The sequence below is a fragment of the Westiellopsis prolifica IICB1 genome (assembly GCF_004323185.1).
GTDB classification, from domain to species: domain Bacteria; phylum Cyanobacteriota; class Cyanobacteriia; order Cyanobacteriales; family Nostocaceae; genus Pelatocladus; species Pelatocladus prolificus_A.
In genome coordinates, this window is record NZ_NAPS01000001.1 from 152,197 (window position 1) to 173,997 (window position 21,801).

The following is a 21,801-nucleotide window of genomic DNA, read 5'->3' on the forward strand; positions in this document are numbered from 1 at the left end:
TCAATGAGGAATTTTGACAGTAAATGTTGTGCCAACTCCTACTTTACTTTCTACAAAAATTTCTCCTTGATGGAGTTCCACACATTTTTTGACAACTGCTAATCCTAAACCAGTACCAACGATGTCTTCAACATTTTGCCCTCGATAAAATGGCTCATAAATTTTCTGCTGTTCGGGTTGTGGAATTCCTATTCCTTCATCTTTAACTTGGAAAATCGTAGCTTCTAATTCACATTTTAATAATAAATAGATATTGCCTCCTTGAGGTGAATATTTAATTGCATTCAAAAGCAAATTGCTGAGAATAGAATATAGTAGCTTCTCATCCATATTGGCGCTATAATAGCGACCGTGTTTAATAAAATTAACTATGGGCTGCTTTGTGTCAAAAATCTGAAAATCTTCAAGTAAATTTAAGCAAAAATTTTCTAAATTAATCAATTGCGGATTGAAATCTAATTTACCTGCTTCTGCTCTTGTTAAAGTCAACAAATCAGTGATTAGCCGATTCATTAATTTAGCAGAAGCTTGAATTCGGTATATATTTTTTAATTTATTTTCATCAACAAATTCCTGAAGAATTTCTTTTAATAATTGAGAGGAAAGCAAAATCACACTTAAAGGCGTACGAAATTCATGAGAAATCATGGAAAAGAGGCGCAGTTTTAATTCGTTTAATTCTTTTTCTTGAGCTAAGGATCTTTCAAGAGCTTCAACTTCATCATGTTTTATCCATTGACGATAAAGTATAAAACACAAACTAAAAACTATAAAAAAGCTTAAAATCGTACCAATTATTTCAATTGTTGTTCTATATTGAATACTGTATTGCGATTCCTTGAGTGAGTTTCTTAAATAAGTTTGTTCTTCTGCCTTGAGTTCTTTTAGGACTTTGAGAATATTCTCTCGAATATTAACACTCTTTTTTGTAATCAAAGATTGAGTTTTAAATGCTGATTTATTTTTTGTATAAAGTTCTATTGATTGCTGCAATAAATCTAATCTCTGAGCGACTAAAGAGTGAAGAAGATTTAACCGCTGTTGCTGACTAAAATCAGGGTGTATTTGATGCTGGAGTGCATGAATTTCAGTCTGCATATTTTGAACAGCAGTTTGGTAGCGTTCCAACTCTTGTGTACTTCCCAAAAAAATGTATCCTCGCCTTCCTGACTCAGCAACTGACATCGCTGCATAAAAATTTGTCAGCGTATTGAGAGTTTCATAGGTATGCTGCACTCTATCAGCACTTTCTCTAATTTCGATAGTATTTTTATAGGAAGCGAAACCAACTAATCCCATCAGCAAGAGGGTTATGCAAAATCCTCCTGCTATCCATTTGCCTTGAGAAGACCAATTCGTAAATTTTTGAGTCATGATAAAGTCAAATTACCTCCTTTGTACTTCTCTGGGTTGAACAAGAGTATGGTGGTAAGTTTATGCGTATTTTGGTAGTTGAAGATGATACCCAATTGGCAGAGGTACTGTCAGAGGTATTAACTAGGCGTCAATATGTAGTAGACATTGCCAAAGATGGAGAAGCAGCCTGGAACTCGGTTGAGTCAATCAAATATGATTTGCTGGTATTGGACGTGACGTTGCCCAAATTAGATGGTATTCGTTTTTGCCAGCGTTTACGCACTATTCAAGCCAGCAACCCAGCACATCGTAATTCTGCTGCACCAGTACTGATGCTAACGGCTCGTGACACAGTAGCAGACAAAATTACTGGATTGGATGCGGGAGCGGACGATTATGTAGCGAAGCCATTTGACTTAGAAGAGTTAATGGCTCGTATACGTGCTTTGCTCAGACGCGGTAATTGTACAACCACATTAAGCTTATGTTGGGGAAACCTGCTTCTTAATCCCAGTACTTATGAGGTTACTTATGATAATAAACCTTTGAGCTTAACGCCGAAAGAATATGCCATTTTGGAATTATTGGTTGCCAATGGCAGACGTGTTTTAAGCTGCTCTAGTATTATAGAGCAGGTTTGGTCTATGGACGACTCGCCTGTTGAAGAAACTGTTAGATCTCACATCAAATCTCTTAGGCAAAAACTTAGAGTTTCAGGTGCTTGTGAAGATTTTATCGAAACTGTGCATGGACTGGGCTATCGTCTCAAGTAGAGATGTTAGTCGGTTGGCACAAATGTACCAGATGTGCTATGGCTCGTTTGGAACTCGTTAGGATCGTCATTTGTCATTAGTAAGCGTTTCAGCGATTTTATATTTTTTTCTGTCTACTTACTTAGAACTTACTGTTTGTCAGGAAAACTCCACAATTTCTGCACAAATTCTACACGGAAATTGCATATCTAGGTTTTATATTCTTCAGGTATTAGAAGCTGCGAGTCTGGCACTAATACCAATTCTCCAAAATTCAGCAACACATCCAAACTTGGAAAACCAATAAAATTCTTTGTTCCAATCTACAAGTTTATGGCTGATTTTACATGCCTTTGTCATGAGTTATACCAATGGCGCGATCGCATACCGCGTCTAAATATACGAAACACCTGCCAGCCAAAGATTTTATCAGGCGATCGCGGTTCTGGTAGGACTATACATTTATAGTAATAATAAGCACTAAAACCATAAATCAAATCTGCCTAAATCCTGGGCGCGACAAAAACCAGTTTACGGCATTTTGGAGAGCTACCCTCAAAGGAGACTGAGGTAAACCCAATTCTCGCACAGCTTTAGAAGCATCATAGAACATAGTTTGCGTTGCCATACGCACACCATCTAGGGGAACAGATGGTGTTTTTCCTAAAGAAGCTAGAATTTTTTCATCAAACCAGGCTACACCCAGGGGTATACAAGCAGGTATAGCTGTTTGCGGGGATTGCAAACCTGTAATCTCAGCAAGTTGATCGAGTAGTTGTTTGAGCGTCAGGTTTTGGTGTCCTAAAATATAGCGATCGCCTGATTTACCTTTTTGTAAAGCGAGCAAATGTCCTTTCGCCACATCTTGCACATCAATAAAATTTAGCCCTGTGTGCATATAAAAAGGCATTTGTCGGCGCAAAAACCGTACAATAATATCTCCTGTGGGCGTTGGCTTGATATCCCAAGCTCCAATTGGGCTACTAGGATTGACTATAACTACATCCTGACCATTTTGAGCTGCTTGCATCGCTTCTTGTTCTGCCCAAAACTTAGACTTTTTGTAGTCACCAACCAGTTTTTCTACAGGACTTTGGTAAGTTTCATCTACAACTTTACCATTAAGTCCCGCTCCAATAGCCGCTACAGAACTGGTATAAACTGTTCTAGCAATATCGGCTTTCTTGGCAGCCGCGAGAACATTGCGCGTACCCAAAACATTGTGATTATACAATGCTTCTCGGTCTTTTTGCCAAAGAGAATAGTGAGCAGCGACATGAAAAAGGTACTGACAACCACGCATTTGTTGCCATAATTTCGGGTGATTTAAATCACCCTTAACAAGTTCTACATCGAGATTTTGCAGATTATCGAGTTGGCTATGAGGACGGACTAACGCCTTGACAGTATATCCTTCAGCTAAAAGTAACCGTACTAAGTTCGCGCCAACAAAACCAGTACCACCTGTAACAAATACACGCATTATTCAGTTATCAGTTATCAGTTATCAGTTATCAGTCTATCTCTTATGAAAGCGGGGAAAAAAATCATCAAGGACGGCGTATACCACTGGTACAACAATTAAACTCAAGATTGTAGAACTCACCAACCCACCTGCGATCGCAACAGCCATGGGCGATCGTAATTCTGAACCAGCACCTAAACCCAAAGCGATGGGTAGCATACCTAAAATTGTCGATGCAGTGGTCATCATAATTGGGCGCAAACGCACTGGTCCAGCTTGGAGAATCGCCTCTGTACGGTTTAAGCCGGAGTCTCGTAACTGGTTAATACAGTCTACAATCAGGATGGCATTTTTGTTAGCTAAACCCAGCAAAAAGACAAAGCCAATCAACGAGATCATCCCAAAGTCACTTTTAGTGATTACTAGCGCCACCATCGCCCCTACTAAGGCTAAAGGTAGAGAAATCCCAATGACTACCGGATCTACCCAACTCCGAAATAGAGCAATCAGTACAACGATAATACACAATGCTGACAACGCCAGAGTAGTGCCGAAACTCCCGAAAACTTCGCCACTCCGCTCAGAGTCGCCTCCTAAATTCAAAGTCACACCAGCAGGAATCACAGTCTGAGCTTCAGCTACCAACTGATCAGTAGCATCACCAAGGGGTAAATCCTTGCCAAGATTAGCACTAATATAAGCAACCCGTTGACTATTCAAACGTTCGATGTGAGAAACTTTTTCTGGTGTATTTGTTGTACCTATAACTGTAACATCAGCAAATCCTGGTAATTTTTGCATCCGTTCTTGGATGGTTTGGGCAGTTTTACTTAAGCTGTTGAGGTCGTTACCCTTTAATGCTACTTCTAAAGGTTTTTGAGTACCAGAATCCACAAATTGGATATCTTCAACGCTAATCGTCACACCCTCTAATTTCGGCAAATCAGAACGAAATTGATCTTGTAATTCTGAAGTTTTGATCCTGTGGTCATTTTTGAGTTTGACGTAAAGCCTACCTTTATTCGGTTCTCCTTCACGGGTACCCGCAACAGTAAATACTGTTTCTACTTCTGGTGATTTTCTCACTACTTCCTCTAGTTTCTTGCCTACCTCAAGAGAGTTATTCAAAATAGTTGCGATCGGAGATTCTGAGGGGAGAAGAGATGAGACTGATTCGGAGACACTCAAACGGGGTGAGGTAGAAAATTCAGAAACAAAATCCCCCCCGTCTGAACTTCCCAGTGTCCCAGTGTCTTGTGCTTCTTGTCCCAACTCTGAGAAATTCGGTAATGTTGTGGTATAAACTATATTGAATTCGCCCCGGTCTAGTTTGGGAATAAACCCTTTGGGAACTAGGGGAATCAAGGCTATACCTGCAACAAAACTCAGCACAGCTAAACCTATGACTATGGCACGATGATTCAGTGACCAACTCAGCAAATTTCGGTAAGCTTGGGAAAAATTCAACCATCTTCTGACTTCGCGACGTCTAGAATTTGAAGGCTTAGGTTTGAGCCAGTAACTAGCTAAAACGGGTGATAAAGTCCGAGCAATTAACAAAGAAGCTAGCATAGCTGCGGAAACAGTGATCCCAAAAGGCTTGAAAAATTGACCAATGACTCCACCCATTAACCCTATAGGTAGAAACACGGCAATCGCTGTAAAAGTTGCTGCTGTCACTGTCAAGCCAATCTCATTCGTAGCTAAAGAAGCAGCTTGTCGGGGATGTTCTCCGGACTCGATGTGCCGCATAATATTTTCGACATCAACGATCGCATCATCAACAATACTCCCAATCACCAAAGCTAGAGCCAAGAGTGTAATTGTCTCTAGGTTGAAGCCAAACATGGCCATGACAATAAAAGTTGCTAACAAAGATATGGGAATCGCCAATGCAGAAATGAGAGTCGCTCGCCAATTCCACAAAAACGGAAAAATGACGATGACTGCCAAAACTATAGCTTCAATTAAAGCATCAATGGTGGCTTTGGTGGCTTTGCGGATATACTCTGCTTGGGTAGCAGCCAGGGTAAGTTTAACATCGCTGAACTTGGAGCGTAGATTTTGCACCTCGTTCTCCACCTGGGAAACCACTTCCAAGGTGTTAGCATCACCACGTTTGATCACCTGTATAGCTAGAGCATCTTTACCATTGAATCTGACTAAAGTTGCTCCTTGTTGAGTGACAGCAGTGGTGTTTGAATCAGATGTTGCAGAAGAAGATGCAATAGGAGCGCCCAAAAGCGCTACTTTTAATACTCCTGATTGTTTAGCTAGCGTCGGGATAATTTGCTCGTTAGTTAACTTAGTCAGTTCTGTTAAACTTCGCGATGGACTTTCAATGGCGTAACTAACAGCAGCTGACTCATTTAGTCTAATGGGAATAATATTAAAAGATGAACCCTCAGGTAGAGATACTTGTTTAAGTTCTGTTTCTACCCTTTCGCTAGACTTTTCCAGGTTAGTACCAACAGCAAAAGACAAACTGACCACTGTTTGACCAGGATATGTAGAAGAACGAATTTCATCAAGTCCTTCTAAAGAATTGAGGTGCTGTTCTATGGGTTGGGTGAGCTTTGCTTCCGTATCCAAAGCAGTCGAAAGTGGAGTTGTAGCATTTACCACGACTACGGGAAAAGTAATATCTGGAAACAAAGCATACTTGAGGGAACTAAAAGCTAGTATTCCCGCAATCATCACAGCTAACCAAAAACTCACCGTCAGTCGGGGATGTTGCATCGCTAATTTAGAGATATTGAAGCGCTCACGGAGAGAATGAGAGCGATTAGGCTTTACCATCATGACTGAGATTATTGAGACTATTGCTTGTTTTTGATTTTAGTTGTAATGACATATATTTAGCCTAGCACCGGACAAACGAAGCAACTTCACGCAGGATGTCTTTGCTACAGTCTAGGGGTTAAAAAATTACGCCCCTCCTGAAAATCCAAGAGGGGCTGTTTTGATGAGGTTATTATATTTCATACCATTTCACGTTAATAGCGATACATATTAATCTTGTAGAGACGTAGCATTGCTACGTCTCTACACACCTGTATTTGTATCAAGATTTTTGTGAAATGGTATCAGTCGTTTTCAGAATCGTTAGAAGAATTTCCGACGGTAGTAAAATAGTAGCCTGTCACAGCAGTGGCTGGTGGTCCGAGAAATGTGTAAAGGGTTTTAGCTGCTTCGTTAACACTTGATATTGCACCTTTAATTCTTTCGCTATATTGTTCTTTATCATCAGCCGAGGGTTTTTTGGTTAACTGCCAAGAAAAAACGATAGTCGATACCATGTGGCAAGTTACTACCCCTCCCAACAAATACCACAAAAATTTTGCTAGTTGTCCTGAAACGCGAGTTCTGTATGTTTTGCGTGCTTCTGCTAAAGATTGGACGCTTCCAGGAGAAGGTGCAATACTATGGAGTTCCTCTGATGCTTGTTCAATGGTAATTTCTTCTTTCTTCTCTTGTTTTTGACTAGCAAAGCCATCACTTATAGTCTGTGATGGCTCTACCTCAATTTCGAGATGATTTTCTTCTTTGTCTGACATGGAGATTCACTAGGCAAGTATTAATTCCCTGGTTTTGTCTCCTTCCTTCAGTAAAATAGCTGTTGATTCACCATCTTTTCTTTCCTTTTCTTTGAGTTTTGCGTACAATCCCATCACAGCTAGACCTTTTCGCAAAACTTCAGACTCTGATATTCCTAGTTCTGTTGCTATTTCTTTCAAATCTTCTGATGCTTTTTCGTTGAGACTGACTTTTACTGAGCGTTTTAAACCGGGCATTTTGCCTCCTGTGTTTACTTTTGTGTCTGACCAAGGATAGTTTTGGGGTAAAACATACCCCTAATCTACCCTTAAATTACACCTTTTACACCAAAATGTAATCCGTGTGATTTCCATAATGCCTGTTACTAATTTCAATAACCGTCAGAGTTTGAGGGTAGCTTTGGGTAGGAATTATATAACGGAAAAGTATCAATGAATCAAACATCCATCCAAGCAATCCTAGTTTGTCAAGGCGCAGAGTACCAAGCTGTGTGCCGAGGCTTAAGCCGTGTCAGTGGCTATAAACCCCTGGTGATTCCTATACCTGTAGGCAGCAAACATGTATACACATACTTACAAAAAAGTCAAGAAATAAAAGATATTCTGAATCATCCACAATCCAAAATATTAGTGATGGGTTTGTGTGGCAGTCTCCAACCCCGCTATCAATTAGGGGATATTGTACTCTACACAGATTGTATTTATCAGCAAAACACTGGTGAGATTTTGGTGTCTGAGTGTGATTCAACTTTGACAGCATCTTTACAGCATAGTCTGCAAGAAAAAGCTGCTGTTGTCAAAGCATTCACAAGCGATCGCATAATTTGTTTGAGTAGTGAAAAACGCCATCTCGGTCAAATTTTAGCAGCCAATGTTGTGGACATGGAAGGCTTTGCTGTTCTGGAATTTTTCAAGTCAACTGGAGTGCGAGTGGGAATGGTGCGGGTAGTAAGTGACGGATGCGATCATAATTTACCAAATCTGAATTCGACCCTGAATTCTGATGGTTCACTTCAGCCTTTGTCTTTAACTATAGCTATGCTGAAACAACCCATTGGTGCAATGAGGTTGGTTCGAGGTGCTTTGCAGGGACTGCAAGTATTAGAGAAAGTGACAACTTGTTTGTTTCAATAGCTAATAGCTAATAGACATCTCCAGATTAACTATGGGTTGCCCAAAATCCTTGTAGAGACGTGAAATTACCCTGCGGGAACGCTAAAAGCGAACACGTCTCTACATTCTTTTTCACGCCTATGTCTATGAGCCTTTATTTGATTCTTCTGGGACGATATCTACTAACAGCTTGCGATTATTACGCAAAATAGTCAGTTGCGATCGCACTCCCACACGTTCTGGTGTTAAAAACTTCTGCAAGTCTTCGATTCCGCGCAGTGGGGAATTATTCAAACCAACTATGACATCTCCTTGCAGCAAACCAGCTTTTTTCGCCGGACTGTTTGGTTCAACGTGCATCACAAAAATACCAGTATCCACAGCTAATTCATTAAATAGCATGATGCGCCGGGAAATTTGGACATTTTGTCCACCAATACCAATATAACCACGCCGGACTTGACCATATCTCATCAAAGTCGGGATAACCATTTTGGCTGTGTTAATCGGTACTGCAAAACAAATTCCTTGCGCCGCCATAACAATAGCAGTATTTACACCAATAACTTCACCGTGGGAAGTAACTAAAGGGCCACCAGAATTACCCGGATTCAAAGCAGCATCAGTTTGGATAATATTTTCAATCACCTTACCAGAACGAGATTGAAAAGAACGTCCCAATGCACTGATCACTCCAGTCGTCACTGTTGTTTGAAAACCATAAGGATGACCGATCGCGATCGCTAACTGACCAACTCGTAAAGCTTGGGAATCACCAAAACGTGCAGCGATTAAATTTGGTGCATGAATTCTAATGACTGCCAAATCTGTATCAGGATCATCACCAATCATTTCGGCATCGTAACTGCGACCATCAGACAGTGTAATCTGAATTTTTGATGCGCCGTGTATAACATGACTATTAGTAAGAATGTAGCCATCCTGAGTGAAGATCAATCCAGAACCATTACCACGTACTTCTTGAGTTAAAGGTTGATAATTGCGTCCGCGTCCTGTCATCCATTTTTGCACATCAATATTAACAACCGTAGGACTAACTTTTTCCACTACATTGATAACAGCTTGCGAATAAGCATCAAGAAGTTGTTCATCAGTTTTTGGGTTGTTTTGTGGCGATCGCGAATTATCAGGAGCAAAATTATCGTTTGATACCCATCCCAAATTTCTGAACATAATTTGTCAATCCTATCATTTTACAGGCAGAGATCAAGTGAGGAGGTGGGAGTGTGGAGAGTGAAGACAGACAAGGGAGAAAACCGAAAACCAACCACTAACCAACAACCAACCATCAACTATGTCCTTACTTCCTGATTCTGACAAAAATTTTTTAGTTTTGACAAAAGAAACGTTTTGTGATGTTGTTTTGCGATCGCAATCAACCTTAGTGTCTTCGTGTCTTGGTGTTTCAAAAATCATTTATTCACCACTAAGTCACAAAGACACCAAAAAATTAGGTTGAGTTAAACGCAAAAACTCAACCTACTCTTAATATTGTCCCCTTTCCCCAATCCCCAATCCCCGATCCCCGATCAAAACCTCAAACCGACACCACCCTGCAAAGAGAAAGTTGTACCACCACCCCGCAAAGCATCAAAGCCAATAATGGCATTACCAAAAAGCACAGTATTGCTATTAGGTACAACATAATCAATACCCGGCTGTAAAGCAAAGCTAATTTTATTACCAACCGGTGAAGGCGTATCACCACCAGCAAAAATTAGCCCAGCTCCTAAATAAGCATCAGTTTGCCAATTTAGGGGAAAATCATAGGAAACTGTTGGTACGAGCGCTATGTTATTAGCCAAAAAAGCTTGACCGCGAAAGGAAACAGGTGTTTCCAAAAGTTTGTAACGAAAGGCTACAACCCCACCAATTTGAGTACCATCTGCAAAACCAACCGCAGGTCCCACACCGACGTAACTACCATAGGCTGCTTGAGCATGTGCTGGTTGGGTAAATTGGCTCAAACTCAAAATTGAACTAGCCACACCCACAAACACAGATATTAAATACTTAAGACGCTTCATTTGCCGACTCTCCTCACTTTTGTTGGTAGTTGCTGGTTACTGATTGTTGGTAGTTCAACGCCCAATCCCCCATGCCCAATTCCCCATGCCCCATGCCCAATTCCCCATGCCCAATCCCCAATCCCCAATCCCCAATGCCCAATCCCCAATGCTCAATCCTACGGACACCGGGGATGAATACCACCTTGAGTACAAATGTAAGCTAATTGCTTGGGATCTAAATTTTTGACTTGGCTAAAATCGACTCCTTTAACTACAGCAGATTGTGAACCGGTGGATGGAGTTTGGACAAATTGATCGGCTGGATCTTGTTTTGCTGGTAAGAGAACAGCGCCTTGAAAATCAGCTTCTGTGAGATTTGCTCCCCGTAAATCAGCAAGACTTAAATCGGCATTTCGGAAGTTGACACCGGTCAGGTTAGCAGAACGGAAATTAGTGTTGGTTAAGCGAGTTGCACTAAGATTAGCATTGCTGAGATCTGCACGTTGCAAATTTGCTCCTGATAAGTCTGCTGCTTGCCAATCAGTTTTGCTCAAGTTGGCAAAGGGTAATTGTGTACCAATAGCAATGACACGACCCAAGCGAGCAGCATATAAATCAGCATCGTTAAATATAGCTTCGCTCAAATCTGCTCCGGTAAGGCTGACATTTTCTAAAACTGCACCACTGACATCGGCTCCCATTAATTGAGCGCTGCTCAAGTTGGCACCAACCAGACGTGCATTAGATAATTTCGCTCCCTTTAAGTTAGCGCGGCTAAAATCTGTACCTACCATCAAGACACGGCTGAGATTAGCTTCGCTGAGATTGGCTTGTTTGAGTTGAGCGCCATTTAAATTTGCAATCCAATCATCGAAGGTATCCCAGCGTTGATCGTCACCTACTCCCCGGAAGGTAGCGCCTTTGAGACTAGCAAAGGAAAGATTTGCTCCTTTGAAATTGACTCCTGATAGATCAGCTTTATCTAGTGCCAAGTTAAATATAGGACGATCTGCGGCACCGTATTGAAATAATTGAATACGGCTGAGGTCGAGGTCGTTAACTTTAGCGCTATTAACTGCAATGATTTTGTTAATTGCCTGCTGATTATTCTGCAAGTGCTTCTGTCGCAATTCCCGTTCTGGAGATGGATTGCTGGTTGATTCTAAGTCTTCAGCCAAAGACTGATTCATGCGTTTTAAATCAGGGATGGCTGAGAGACCGATATTTGCCAAGGCCCGCTCTATTGTCTCGATTTGGCTAGGGTCAGTTTCTTTAGCCAACAGTTCTACAAGGTATTTGGTGGCTTGGGGATCATTGAGAGTACCCATTGCCAAAATAGCATTACGCCGATCTGCATTGCTGATGCCAGAGTTAGGACTCAATTGCTTAATCAGGGCAAGGAATTGTTGACTATTACGCTGCTCGGAGACTCGTCGATTTTGCTGAGTCTGGATGTATACTTGAGTACCGACCAGAGTTGTTAGTACACCAGCCATACTCAACAGTGCGATCGCCAGTAGGGTCATACTAGGATTACGTTGCAACCATTCCCAAGGATTAGCAGGCGGTTGCGTTTTGTCTGTGATCACAACTGAAGCGATCGCAGCGTCTTCATCTCCTGTTTCTGTCCATTGAGTTTGCTTTTGTTCCTCTAACTGTTCCGTGAGCGGTTGATTTGCGTCTATGACGTAAGTACCTGCAATCACGTCATGAAGTGCGCGCCTTTTTCCCAATGGCAAGCCTCTGGCTTCTAAGAGCATCATCAAACCAGCGACTACAGTGAAAACACCTAAGTTAGGAAAAGTTGGGCTATTGCGCCAGAGCATATAAGCTACAGATAGACTCAGAGTCCACCGCCCAATACCTTCTCGCACTAGAACAGCCCCTACACCAGGCGGTTTGCCTTGAGAATTGACAACCCGCACACCAAACCAGCGTTTGGGAATAGTGCTACCTGTTTTTGCTAATAGAAGCAATTGCCAAGCAGAAAGTGTTAGGGGCGCTAGTATTGCTACTGTCCACAAAAAATTTGTCGGCCATGCAATATTGCGAGTGCCGTAGCTTACAGGCAGAGCTAGGGGACGAGCGATTTCTCTTTCTGTTACAATCAATACAGGGTTCAGTGGCACTCGGTTAAGGTCAGTTCTAGTGTTCAGATATGCACCAAGGCTGAAAGGAACTAACCCACTGATCACCACTAGCGTCATTTCCGTTACCCAAGCGGCTACACGTCTAGTATCCAGAGGCAGTATTTTTGGTTTACCTGGTTCATTTGACTGACTAGAACTAGATTTATCATTACTTCTCCTCACAATTGGGGTTGCCATTGCAATATTTCCCTTGAACTTTTATATATATGCCGCTCTAGGCGTGTCAAAATATACTATTTGTTGCGTTGCGAACTACTAGACACAATAAATTTGTATCCGAAATAAACTAGTCCTGCCAAGAGTGCCAAACTAATTGCAGAAGCAACAAATTTAAACACTGCTTGCACCACCGCCAAACCTAATAAAACACCAACACTCCCAACGACTATTTTTCCTGTTCCAGATAGGGTATTAAACCAATTTGACAATTGCCGTAATTGCGAATTTACATTGGAAAAACTAGGCACAGAGGATTGATCAACTTGTTGTGACTTGGTTTTTTTCTTAGAAGACGAATCAATTTCTGCCTCCAGTTTGCGGAGACGTTGTTGTAAGTCTTCTTCAGATTGAGGATTCATAAGATCTCCTGGAATGTGTGGAAACGAGCGTGTCTTTAGACCTGAGAGGAAACACGACTCAAGCGAACGCCACTTGCTCCACTTGGGGAAACCCCAAGACCGCAGTGGCTCCTTTAGTCGCAGTGGATGTTCTCCATGATCCGTAAGCCTTGAAAATGCAATCTTTAGGGGTCGCATTTTGTGTTAATCGCTTACCAGTTGCAAAGCTATGCAAACTAATTGTTTTTCTGTTTGGATCTTTTTTAGTGGGTGATTCTTGCCAACCACCGACATAACAAAATCCAAATTTAGGATGTCTTACTACTGAACCGCGTTTAAATCCTGCGCTAATTGTTCCGCCATATCTAGAGCGAGTATGCCCAGCAGAGTGCTGCAATCGGTGAAGTTGACGACGATGAAATTCTAATGGAACAATCTCAATCAATTGAGTGTTTTCTGGCTTTTGGTGTCCACCTACAAACCAATTAGCTAACACCCAGGAATCGACACAGTGAGCATCAAACTTATTAGATAGTTTGTTTTTAGACTTTTTCAAACCTAAGTTTTGACGGTTTTCGTAAGTGTCATTGCCTGTTCGGGTTTCCAAGTTGGCAATTGTTTCTAGTTCTGAGTAGAACCATTTTTTACCAACTTCCAACGGACTAAACATTACGTTCCACTTTTTTGCACCAATAAGCGTTTTTGCTTTGATATCTTCAATCACAAAGGTGGAAACTGGAAATATCAAAGTTAGCAACTTGCAAATACGTAATTTCCATTGCCACCTAGCTTTTGTTGATGGAGGTAATTTCTGCTTATTTACAAGCCTGTTTTTACGATTTTGCCGGCATGGAGTATTGCGGAATCTTCTAGCACGCCGCATATTACGACGTACCTCTACATGGTCTTTAACCCAATCAACAGCATGGGTTTGAATGTTTAGATAAGTGTGAGATTGTGATTTAACCGTAAATCCTTCTCGTTTTGAACCTGGATCAACCCCAACCGCTATTGGTTGAGTGCTTCTATTAGATGGCTCTTGGTTTAGTCGAACACAAAATACTCCTTTTTTAAAGAATGGTGTAGCCTTACCTGATTTAACCCAACGTCTTGCCCTACTTGGGGTTGTTGGCATTAGAGTCCGACTGCTTTGAGCAACTACTGGAACGAACATTTACGATAAGTCCTATTGCTAGGTGTATATATCCCTTCGCTACTGACTGCCACAGAGGTTAAAAACTAGGGAGGCATTCTTAACGTGTTTTGAACTACCACGCTCAGGCAATTCAGTTTAATTAGCTAGACACAAGTTTTAACTTGATTCAGGAAGTGGTAATTTCCCCTCTTGCAAGCCCAGTGGCTTTAGCCCTGGGTTAGTGACCTAAAACCCAAATATATCTGATCGTTAACTGTTGTCTTAGTGATTTTAGCGAATGTTATTGTCTGGATCAGAATGCGATCGCTAGTAGCAGTAAACAAAAGTTAAAAAGCTTATATTATTTAACTTTTGTACTTAATTGGTGATTATTTAATTATTTTGGCTGTCATTGTATGTCTTTTTCAGCTACTTGTATTTAAGTATTTAATGAAATTTTATACCAAAAATTTTGGGGAACAAAAGTGAATTTGCGGTCGTCCATAAATTCAGAATATTATGTATGAATATCGCTCTTGATTAATCAGGAGCAAATCACATCATAAATTATGAAGACGTATAAATTATTGAATTTTTTTTCATCAGTTATAGCATTAACAGCAAGTTTGCTACTCAGTAATCCTAAGTCTGCGATCGCAGATATGGTGACTATCAATCCTGATTTCCAGCCAGATCCAATGGTTTTAAATGGTAAATCTGGTGGTTCAAAACCTAGTGATTGCGGTAACATCGCTGCTACACCCAATCAAGTTATTGAAGTTACAAAGCCCATACCTTACTTAAAGCTTGCAGTCACAAGCGATGGTAAACCAACTTTGTTAGTTGAAGGGCCTGGTGGACGTTTCTGTGTTTTACCAGATAATTATTCTGGAGACAAACCAGAAATTTCCGGTTTTTGGCAAGCTGGTAAATACCTTTTGTACGTTGGGGAATTAGTCGATGGAGAACATGCATATACCCTTTCAATTTCCCAACAGAAAAATTAATAATAGTCAATGGTCATTTGTCAATGGTCATTTGTCATTTGTCATTGGTCATGAATCAGTTAACTGTTTAATTTGATAACTGATAACTGATAACTGATAACTGACAAGTCTCCCTCACCTTTTGGGTGTGAGATCACCAAATTTAATTAGCAGTGCGATCGCAATACTTACAGCTAAAATTAACACCATACTCAACGCTGAACCAAATCCCCAATTTTGGGTAGCACCAAGGAATTGATTATAAACTAACCGTGCTGCTGTGCTACTCGAAGCACCACCTAGTAATTCTGGATTAATAAAATCTCCTAAAGCAGTAATAAATACTAAAAAAGAAGCTGCTGCTATACCAGTGAGAGTTTGGGGTACGGTTACTTTCCAAAAAGTTTGTACAGGATTTGCACCCAAGTCAGCTGCTGCTTCTAACAAACGTTTGTCTAATTTTTCCAGAGATGCGTATAAAATTAATACCATGTAGGGTAACAAACCATAACTCATACCAATTAAGACAGCAGGACTGCGGTTAAGCAAATCTAGAGTTGGTAATCCCACACTATTTAAAACTGTGTTTAGTAAACCAGTGGGACGTAAAATTGCAATCCAAGCGTAGGTACGAAGTAACGAGGAAGTCCACAACGGTAAAACAAAACCGATTAAAAGCAAATTTCGCCAGCGCTGTGGTACAGTCTGCGCGATCCAATAAGCGATAGGAAAACCCAAGATTAAACATATAATTGTACTCTTAACAGCAAAAGATAGCGATCGCCTAATCACTCGCAGATACAAAGGATCAAACAGTCGAATATAGTTATCAAAACCACTAGGAATGACTAAATCACCTGGTCGAATTCCAGGTACTAAACTTAATTCTAAAATGAGCAGTGTTGGCAATACTAGCAGCAACAACAACCAAATTCCAGAGGGTGCGAGTAATGCGAAAGGTTGTAACCAGTTTACATTTCGACGCAATTTTGGAACTGGGTTAAATTCGCTTGTGGAATCAATTTGAGAAGAGGGAATTTGAGTAGACACGGTTATAAATTATCAAATATTTTCGGTCTTTATGCACTAGTTAATGCAGTCCAATAGCGATCATATACTTCTTCAATTTTTCCCAAAGGTGTGATACGTTCACACTTTTCTAGTATCGATTCTGGGGGAAATATATTAGGATCATTTTTGATTCTTTTTGGTAATAATTCAAAAGCAGCTTGACTCGATGTCGTCACCCAAAGACGCTGGCTAAGTTGTGCTGCTACTTCGGGTTGAAAAATAAAATTTATCCAAGCATAAGCTGCATCAATATTGGGAGCGGTGGTTGGAATTACAATTGTATCTGTCCAGAGTGAAGAACCACTTTTAGGAACAATATATTTGAATTTAGGATTTTCTTGAGTAATTTTCACCGCATCTGATGAATAACACATTGATAATAATAAATCTCCCGCCAATATTTGATTGCGCCAAGCATCTGTATCAAAAGCTGCGATCGCAGGTTTGAGAACTTGCAATTTTTCATAAGCTTGTTTAATTTCACTTTCTTTTTTAGAATTATAGGAATAACCCAGCATCTTTAATACAGCCCCCATCACTTCTCTGACATCGTTTAACAAAGTGATTTTTTTGTTGAGTTGCTGTTGATTTTGCCAAAGATAGTCCCAATCTTCCGGTGGATTTTTGAGAATCTCAGAATTATAAATTAAACCTGTTGTACCCCAATTGAAGGGAATGCTGTAGCGATTATTGGGGTCATAAGCAGGATTTTTAAAGCGGGTAAATAAATTGTTTAAGCCTATCAAACGTTGGTGATTTAGTTCTATTAATAAACCCTTATCCGCCATTTTTTGCACCATATAATCAGAAGGGTAAATTACACTATAAGTTCCGCCACCACCAGCTTGTAGTTTATTGAGCATGACTTCGTTAGAATCATACACGTCTGTAAATACTTTGATACCAGTTTCAGCATTGAAAGTTTTAAATAATTCTTGATCTACATATTGCGCCCAAGTATAAATATCTAGTTGATCGCGAGAAGTTTTATTATTAGAATTCGCCCGCACCTCAGCTAGTCTCCAACCACAACTAGTTAAAGATAAGCTAGAAAGTAATACTAAGTGTTTTAAAAATAGTCGTCTTGTAGTCATTTGCTATTAGTCAATGGTCAATGGTCAATGGTCAATGGTCAATGACTATTGACCAATAACTAAACAATCATTTTCTGTCCACCAAGCATAGATGGGGATATCAGGATTTGGTAAGCTGCCAAAGGTGTTAGGTTGCATGACGGTGATACACACGTCTTTTTTTAATTCAACTACATAATTAACGTGAGTTCCTAAATACATAACGTTCACTAATCGCCCTTCAAAACAGTTAGCTTGGACACTGGGTTGATAAAGTGAAAGCTGAATTTTTTCTGGACGCACGCTCACTACTACTGGTTGTAATAATTCAGCAGGTGTATCAACAAAACGAGAAACTGTTATTTTTAATCCTGTTTTTGTTACCACTTCTACAGTGGATGTATTTACTTCTGTAATTTCGCCTACAAATAAATTTGTATCACCAATAAAATCTGCAACAAATGCTGTTTGGGGATTTTCGTAAATTTCGTTGGGTGTACCAATCTGGTCTATTTTGCCATGATTCATTACGGCAATGCGATCGCTCAAGGATAGGGCTTCTTCTTGATCATGTGTAACCATAATAAAAGTCAAGCCCAGTTCTTTGTGTAAATTTGACAGTTCCACCTGCATTTGTTTACGCAGTTTTAAATCTAACGCTCCTAATGGTTCATCCAATAACAACACAGCTGGACGGTTGACTAATGCTCGTGCTAATGCTACACGTTGTTGTTGACCACCAGAAAGTTGACTAGGAAAGCGCGATCGCAAGCCTTCCATTTTTACTAGTATTAAAGCTTCGTTGACTCTAGTTTCAATTTCAGTTTTACGTATTTTTTTTAACCGCAATCCAAAGGCGATATTATCCCACACATTTAAGTGGTTAAACAAAGCATAACTTTGAAATACAGTATTAACTGGTCGGCGATAGGGAGGAACATTAGTCATAGATTCTCCCTGGATCACAACTTTACCAGCATCAGCTCTTTCAAATCCTGCTATCAAACGTAGCGTCGTTGTCTTACCACAACCAGATGGACCGAGAATACTAAAGAATTCCCCCTGTCTAACACCCAAGTCTATTCCATGCACTGCTGGCTCTTGGTTAAAAAACTTGAAAACATTACGCAGTTCAATATCAAGGGACTCAAAAGCCATAAGAGATATTCTTTTTAGATTATTTGCTACCAAACCCCGGTTAAATAGTAAGTATTATTATATACAATTAATTATAATCTTGGAATTGAATTTTGTTTTGTCTACTTGACTATTGATGTGAAGTACCCCACCCTAGTGGAGTGTCAAGGCTAAAATAGTGCGATAAATCTCTGATTCTATCTCTGTGTTCTCTGCGCCTGGGGCGGTTTATTAATGCAACATTTTAGTCTAGACACGCTACTAGAGAGCGATGGGGAATTAAGTAAGTTGACCAATGACCAATGACCAATGACTTACTTAGAGGTTAACCTTGTTTAGCTCAAGATTTTCCCAACACAACCTTTGAGTCGTCGGAGGAAGCGTCACTAACCATCCCTGAATATTCTCCGTTATAGTTGGTAAATTCAGACGGTGATCGGCGAATATTAGATAGACGAATTTGCCAATCGGAAACCTGCTCGTAGGTAAGGTGATTAGTATTGGAAGTAGTTGTCCATACCCCCCAAAGACAGGTGTCTTCAAACTGTAGCATTCCTGTCTTGCGTAAGTTATAGGCTTGCGGAGTTCCGGGCAAGGGGATAATGCTGTAGCACGAAGTTTGAAATTCTAATTGAGGGTTAATCTCTACCAGTTCATCTACAAGATCTGAAATCGCTTCCTCAAGACGTAACAAATCATCATGGTCATCATCGGGTAGCCCGATAATGATGCCATAAGCAATGACGGGTACACCTGTTCTGACTACAGATTTCATCAACGTACAATGCTCTTGCCAAGGTAGCAGTTTCTTGTATGCTTCTCGCCCAAAAACGGGACGTTCGGCAGGGATATAAGCTAAAGGACAACCAACTTTGCCATCCCAGCCAAACAGGGCTTCAATCAGTTCTTCGTCAGGTCTGAGGTCGGTGGTTTCGTAGTTACGCCCAGCTCCGAGAGTTGTTTTCCTCAGTTCTAAACCATTGGGCCACATGAGAGTTATTCCCATCTCCCGCGCACCATTGGTAATTGCGAGGATCTCTTCTCGCCCTTCAGGAAAGAGTCCACGGGCGAGGAATTGATCGGAACCGATATTGATCGAAACAGCCCCCGCTTCTTTCTGGATAGCCAACCATTTGAAGGCTGTTTCTGGGGACATTCTCCGAAAACCAGTGCCATAGGTGGGTGTCATGCAAAAATCGCAGGTGCGATCGCAACCAATGTCAGCTACCAGTGAACCGACTGGTACACATCCCTGGACATTGGGGAGTGTCCCTAAACAGTCTCGCGCCACTTCCACCGAGGGTAATGCCCACTCATCTGGGGTTTTTGCTTTATTCTTTCTGGCATACTGTTTACCATCTGCCAAAATAACACCCGTGAGGTCTTCCCGTGGGGTTTTGCCGAGTACATAGTCAAAAATAGCCCAATTCGCTGCCCCAGATTTATCCTGAACGACTGCTGCTGCGCCCGCTTTCAAGTAGTGATGCGGTTCAGCGAAAGCATCCGATCCGCCAACGACAATGGGACGACCGCCTTTAGCCAGATGCTTAATCACCATACAACTGACTTGACGGTCTTGAGAGAAATTAACTGTAACTCCCCACGCATCATAGGCGTGAGGATCGAGGGCGGAAATTTTGCCCCCAACGTAAGTTTTTCGCAGGGTCATCCCTTTCCAGAAAACCTGCCCAAATTCTTCACTATAATTATCATCTCTGAGGTTGACCAATTGAGCATCAAATCCTCCTGCTTGCAAGTCAGGGATCAAAACTTGCTTGCTGATTAAGGAACGATGTCTATATAAAGAAGTCCAATTTTTGCCTTCTGCATCGTATAATCCCGTTGCTGGAACTTCAATAAGTCCAATTGTTGGAGACTTTTTAGCTACCATATTTTAGGGTGCGTAATATGGGATAACAGTAGGAGCTTTTCGATCTGTCCCAATCGCAATTCCTTGCCCTTAGGACAAGTCGGTTAGCCAATTTTCTATCAAATCAGATAATAGCAGAAAAATCCAATAAATATCAACCAAGAAGTTTTTTTTACAAAAGGAGGATAATCGAAAATCTTGTGTTTTTTATGATTTTTTGTCCCAAATTTTCAGCAGCAGACGTAATATATATTAAATAATTCGTATTTATCTAGGTGATAAATTATTAATATTAAGCAATGGAGTGTAAATACCTTCAACAAGTTTATGTTTACATTTAATAGTGTGACATAAAAACGCCAACATCTGCTTTCATCCGAAAATTTTACGATAAATTAATCGAGTTTAAATCGATTGCTATTTTAAATAATCTCTCTGAATTATCCCAGGAATTTTACTTTACAAATCTTGATTATGTGTGCTTCTAGTAACTCAAAATTATTAATTTTATCAAGATGATATCTAAATACTTTTAGCGGTTGAAATAATAAGTATTGCTAACACTAATATTTTGAGTGTTCTGAAGCACTTGACCCTACGTAATTATTTCTTGGCGATCGCCCTGAGGAAAAACTTTTTGGTTGACCAAACCTAATTCAGCTCACACCACTGTTGTCATTGATGATGTTAAAGCTAAAGGGGCTAGTTATCTGTTCTTGGTCAATTTGTTTGTACCAATTGCCAAGAACTCAAGTACAACCTCTTCTCACCATCGCCAGATCTCGAATTAGCGGTAGCCTAGAGCTAATATAGGCACGGATGACTTGCATTTCTTCACTGCTGAGTAGTTTTTGGTTTTCCACTCGCCTTAGCAACTGTTGAATTAATTCCGCGTCGTTGACTTCTAAAAGAATATTGGTCTGAGTGTCTTCAATCAAAGACCAAACTTGACGTAATGTTGATGCGTTCACAGCACTTACCCCATTGCGACAGCTTACAGCAAAACTTCAAATAGCTGACATTGACAAAAGCCCCGGTTTAAAACCGGGGTTTCATTTGTGTCGGTTATCGTGAACAATCTAAAGAAAATATTAAATTCAAAATCTTAAGAAAATATTAAATATTACAAAATTTAACTAATTTGATGGGAATCTAAATAGCAGTTTACTTTTTGTAATAAAATGGGGTCAGCTTATATAAAGACCCTGAATATAAAATCTTACCGTGTTCTTTGTGTGAAAATTCAGTGGTGAGTAAGAATTATTGTCTACGTGTTGAAGTATCCTAATACGGAGAAATCCCGGCTCCTGTAAAGCAACGGTTAGATTTTCTAACGGCAGTATGACAAATAAAGAGCGAATAATAGCAGGTTGACGCTCGCGTACCCCAACTCGTAAGCTGATGTGCGCTTAGATTAAATATTCTTGCGTTAGGACTGTCCAGGGTCAACAGTCCAAAGTCCAAGCTAGTCTTTGACTCTGGACTGTTGACTTTTGACAACCTGATCGCAAAATATACAATTTAAATGGATAGCAGCTTACCAGACGAG

19 protein-coding genes are annotated in these 21,801 nt (G+C 40.5%); 3 read left to right on the forward strand and 16 right to left on the reverse strand.

The genetic code is table 11. The features are described from left to right. Nucleotides 1-1,374 carry a sensor histidine kinase gene (locus B4U84_RS00645; RefSeq protein WP_044452967.1) on the reverse strand — a complete coding sequence of 458 codons (1,374 nt, stop codon included), beginning with the start codon at nucleotides 1,372-1,374 and terminating at the stop codon, nucleotides 1-3. Between the two features lie 62 nt (nucleotides 1,375-1,436). Between B4U84_RS00645 and B4U84_RS00650 the strand changes: the two genes are divergently transcribed. Continuing rightward, nucleotides 1,437-2,129: a response regulator transcription factor gene (locus B4U84_RS00650; protein ID WP_044452966.1), complete on the forward strand. Its 693-nt coding sequence runs from the start codon at nucleotides 1,437-1,439 to the stop codon at nucleotides 2,127-2,129. Nucleotides 2,130-2,464: 335 nt separating this feature from the next. Here the strand turns inward: B4U84_RS00650 and B4U84_RS30220 are convergent, their stop codons facing one another. From B4U84_RS30220 to B4U84_RS00670, 5 genes are all read right to left on the reverse strand, one after another. Further along, the gene (locus B4U84_RS30220; protein ID WP_165490230.1) at nucleotides 2,465-2,605 is read right to left on the reverse strand and encodes a hypothetical protein; all 141 of its coding nucleotides are present in this window, start codon (nucleotides 2,603-2,605) and stop codon (nucleotides 2,465-2,467) included. Further along, nucleotides 2,602-3,591, reverse strand: coding sequence for a hopanoid-associated sugar epimerase (gene hpnA, locus B4U84_RS00655; RefSeq protein ID WP_131114974.1), 990 nt, complete (start codon nucleotides 3,589-3,591; stop codon nucleotides 2,602-2,604). The genes B4U84_RS30220 and hpnA overlap by 4 nt, the downstream gene beginning before the upstream one ends. A gap of 36 nt (nucleotides 3,592-3,627) precedes the next feature. Beyond that, entirely contained in the window at nucleotides 3,628-6,372 is a 2,745-nt protein-coding gene (locus B4U84_RS00660; protein WP_131118633.1) for an efflux RND transporter permease subunit, read from the reverse strand. 287 nt (nucleotides 6,373-6,659) lie between these two features. Beyond that, complete coding sequence (locus B4U84_RS00665) at nucleotides 6,660-7,130, reverse strand: hypothetical protein (protein ID WP_131114976.1); 471 nt, start codon at nucleotides 7,128-7,130, stop codon at nucleotides 6,660-6,662. Between the two features lie 9 nt (nucleotides 7,131-7,139). Then, a complete protein-coding gene (locus tag B4U84_RS00670) occupies nucleotides 7,140-7,367 on the reverse strand; it encodes a hypothetical protein (RefSeq protein WP_131114979.1) in 228 nt (75 codons plus the stop codon). 195 nt (nucleotides 7,368-7,562) lie between these two features. Here B4U84_RS00670 and B4U84_RS00675 point away from each other — a divergent pair, with 195 nt between their 5' ends. Continuing rightward, nucleotides 7,563-8,264: a phosphorylase family protein gene (locus B4U84_RS00675; RefSeq protein ID WP_131114981.1), complete on the forward strand. Its 702-nt coding sequence runs from the start codon at nucleotides 7,563-7,565 to the stop codon at nucleotides 8,262-8,264. Between the two features lie 123 nt (nucleotides 8,265-8,387). On the opposite strand, the gene B4U84_RS00680 is transcribed toward B4U84_RS00675, so the two are convergent. From B4U84_RS00680 to B4U84_RS00700, 5 genes are all read right to left on the reverse strand, one after another. Then, complete coding sequence (locus tag B4U84_RS00680; protein WP_131114982.1) at nucleotides 8,388-9,437, reverse strand: S1C family serine protease; 1,050 nt, start codon at nucleotides 9,435-9,437, stop codon at nucleotides 8,388-8,390. A gap of 356 nt (nucleotides 9,438-9,793) precedes the next feature. After that, nucleotides 9,794-10,291 carry a hypothetical protein gene (locus B4U84_RS00685; protein WP_131114983.1) on the reverse strand — a complete coding sequence of 166 codons (498 nt, stop codon included), beginning with the start codon at nucleotides 10,289-10,291 and terminating at the stop codon, nucleotides 9,794-9,796. Between the two features lie 158 nt (nucleotides 10,292-10,449). After that, the gene (locus B4U84_RS00690) at nucleotides 10,450-12,600 is read right to left on the reverse strand and encodes a pentapeptide repeat-containing protein (RefSeq protein ID WP_131114984.1); all 2,151 of its coding nucleotides are present in this window, start codon (nucleotides 12,598-12,600) and stop codon (nucleotides 10,450-10,452) included. Between the two features lie 56 nt (nucleotides 12,601-12,656). Further along, nucleotides 12,657-13,001 (reverse strand): hypothetical protein, encoded by a 345-nt coding sequence (locus B4U84_RS00695; RefSeq protein WP_017312510.1) that lies wholly within the window; start codon nucleotides 12,999-13,001, stop codon nucleotides 12,657-12,659. A gap of 58 nt (nucleotides 13,002-13,059) precedes the next feature. After that, the gene (locus B4U84_RS00700) at nucleotides 13,060-14,154 is read right to left on the reverse strand and encodes an RRXRR domain-containing protein (RefSeq protein WP_131114985.1); all 1,095 of its coding nucleotides are present in this window, start codon (nucleotides 14,152-14,154) and stop codon (nucleotides 13,060-13,062) included. 530 nt (nucleotides 14,155-14,684) lie between these two features. Here B4U84_RS00700 and B4U84_RS00705 point away from each other — a divergent pair. Then, entirely contained in the window at nucleotides 14,685-15,122 is a 438-nt protein-coding gene (locus B4U84_RS00705) for a hypothetical protein (RefSeq protein ID WP_131114987.1), read from the forward strand. A gap of 114 nt (nucleotides 15,123-15,236) precedes the next feature. Here the strand turns inward: B4U84_RS00705 and B4U84_RS00710 are convergent, their stop codons facing one another. The 5 genes from B4U84_RS00710 to B4U84_RS00730 form a co-directional block, all read right to left on the reverse strand. Next, nucleotides 15,237-16,151 carry an ABC transporter permease gene (locus B4U84_RS00710; protein ID WP_131114989.1) on the reverse strand — a complete coding sequence of 305 codons (915 nt, stop codon included), beginning with the start codon at nucleotides 16,149-16,151 and terminating at the stop codon, nucleotides 15,237-15,239. A gap of 29 nt (nucleotides 16,152-16,180) precedes the next feature. Continuing rightward, complete coding sequence (locus B4U84_RS00715; protein ID WP_131114991.1) at nucleotides 16,181-17,266, reverse strand: polyamine ABC transporter substrate-binding protein; 1,086 nt, start codon at nucleotides 17,264-17,266, stop codon at nucleotides 16,181-16,183. Between the two features lie 45 nt (nucleotides 17,267-17,311). After that, a complete protein-coding gene (locus B4U84_RS00720) occupies nucleotides 17,312-18,403 on the reverse strand; it encodes an ABC transporter ATP-binding protein (RefSeq protein ID WP_131114993.1) in 1,092 nt (363 codons plus the stop codon). 319 nt (nucleotides 18,404-18,722) lie between these two features. Further along, nucleotides 18,723-20,273, reverse strand: coding sequence for a radical SAM protein (locus tag B4U84_RS00725; protein ID WP_131114995.1), 1,551 nt, complete (start codon nucleotides 20,271-20,273; stop codon nucleotides 18,723-18,725). A 728-nt stretch (nucleotides 20,274-21,001) separates the two neighbouring features. Then, nucleotides 21,002-21,223, reverse strand: coding sequence for a hypothetical protein (locus tag B4U84_RS00730; protein ID WP_131114997.1), 222 nt, complete (start codon nucleotides 21,221-21,223; stop codon nucleotides 21,002-21,004). Nucleotides 21,224-21,801 lie beyond the last annotated feature (578 nt).

Coding starts and splice junctions, on each gene's coding strand:
- B4U84_RS00670 (WP_131114979.1), bottom strand. CDS start 7,367: ATGCCCGGTTTAAAACGCTCAGTAAAAGTCAGTCTCAACGAAAAAGCA.
- B4U84_RS00715 (WP_131114991.1), bottom strand. CDS start 17,266: ATGACTACAAGACGACTATTTTTAAAACACTTAGTATTACTTTCTAGC.
- B4U84_RS00650 (WP_044452966.1), top strand. CDS start 1,437: ATGCGTATTTTGGTAGTTGAAGATGATACCCAATTGGCAGAGGTACTG.
- B4U84_RS00660 (WP_131118633.1), bottom strand. CDS start 6,372: ATGGTAAAGCCTAATCGCTCTCATTCTCTCCGTGAGCGCTTCAATATC.
- B4U84_RS00665 (WP_131114976.1), bottom strand. CDS start 7,130: ATGTCAGACAAAGAAGAAAATCATCTCGAAATTGAGGTAGAGCCATCA.
- B4U84_RS00700 (WP_131114985.1), bottom strand. CDS start 14,154: ATGTTCGTTCCAGTAGTTGCTCAAAGCAGTCGGACTCTAATGCCAACA.
- B4U84_RS00645 (WP_044452967.1), bottom strand. CDS start 1,374: ATGACTCAAAAATTTACGAATTGGTCTTCTCAAGGCAAATGGATAGCA.
- B4U84_RS00720 (WP_131114993.1), bottom strand. CDS start 18,403: ATGGCTTTTGAGTCCCTTGATATTGAACTGCGTAATGTTTTCAAGTTT.
- B4U84_RS00680 (WP_131114982.1), bottom strand. CDS start 9,437: ATGTTCAGAAATTTGGGATGGGTATCAAACGATAATTTTGCTCCTGAT.
- B4U84_RS00705 (WP_131114987.1), top strand. CDS start 14,685: ATGAAGACGTATAAATTATTGAATTTTTTTTCATCAGTTATAGCATTA.
- B4U84_RS00695 (WP_017312510.1), bottom strand. CDS start 13,001: ATGAATCCTCAATCTGAAGAAGACTTACAACAACGTCTCCGCAAACTG.
- B4U84_RS00675 (WP_131114981.1), top strand. CDS start 7,563: ATGAATCAAACATCCATCCAAGCAATCCTAGTTTGTCAAGGCGCAGAG.
- B4U84_RS00725 (WP_131114995.1), bottom strand. CDS start 20,273: ATGGTAGCTAAAAAGTCTCCAACAATTGGACTTATTGAAGTTCCAGCA.
- B4U84_RS00690 (WP_131114984.1), bottom strand. CDS start 12,600: ATGGCAACCCCAATTGTGAGGAGAAGTAATGATAAATCTAGTTCTAGT.
- B4U84_RS00685 (WP_131114983.1), bottom strand. CDS start 10,291: ATGAAGCGTCTTAAGTATTTAATATCTGTGTTTGTGGGTGTGGCTAGT.
- hpnA (WP_131114974.1), bottom strand. CDS start 3,591: ATGCGTGTATTTGTTACAGGTGGTACTGGTTTTGTTGGCGCGAACTTA.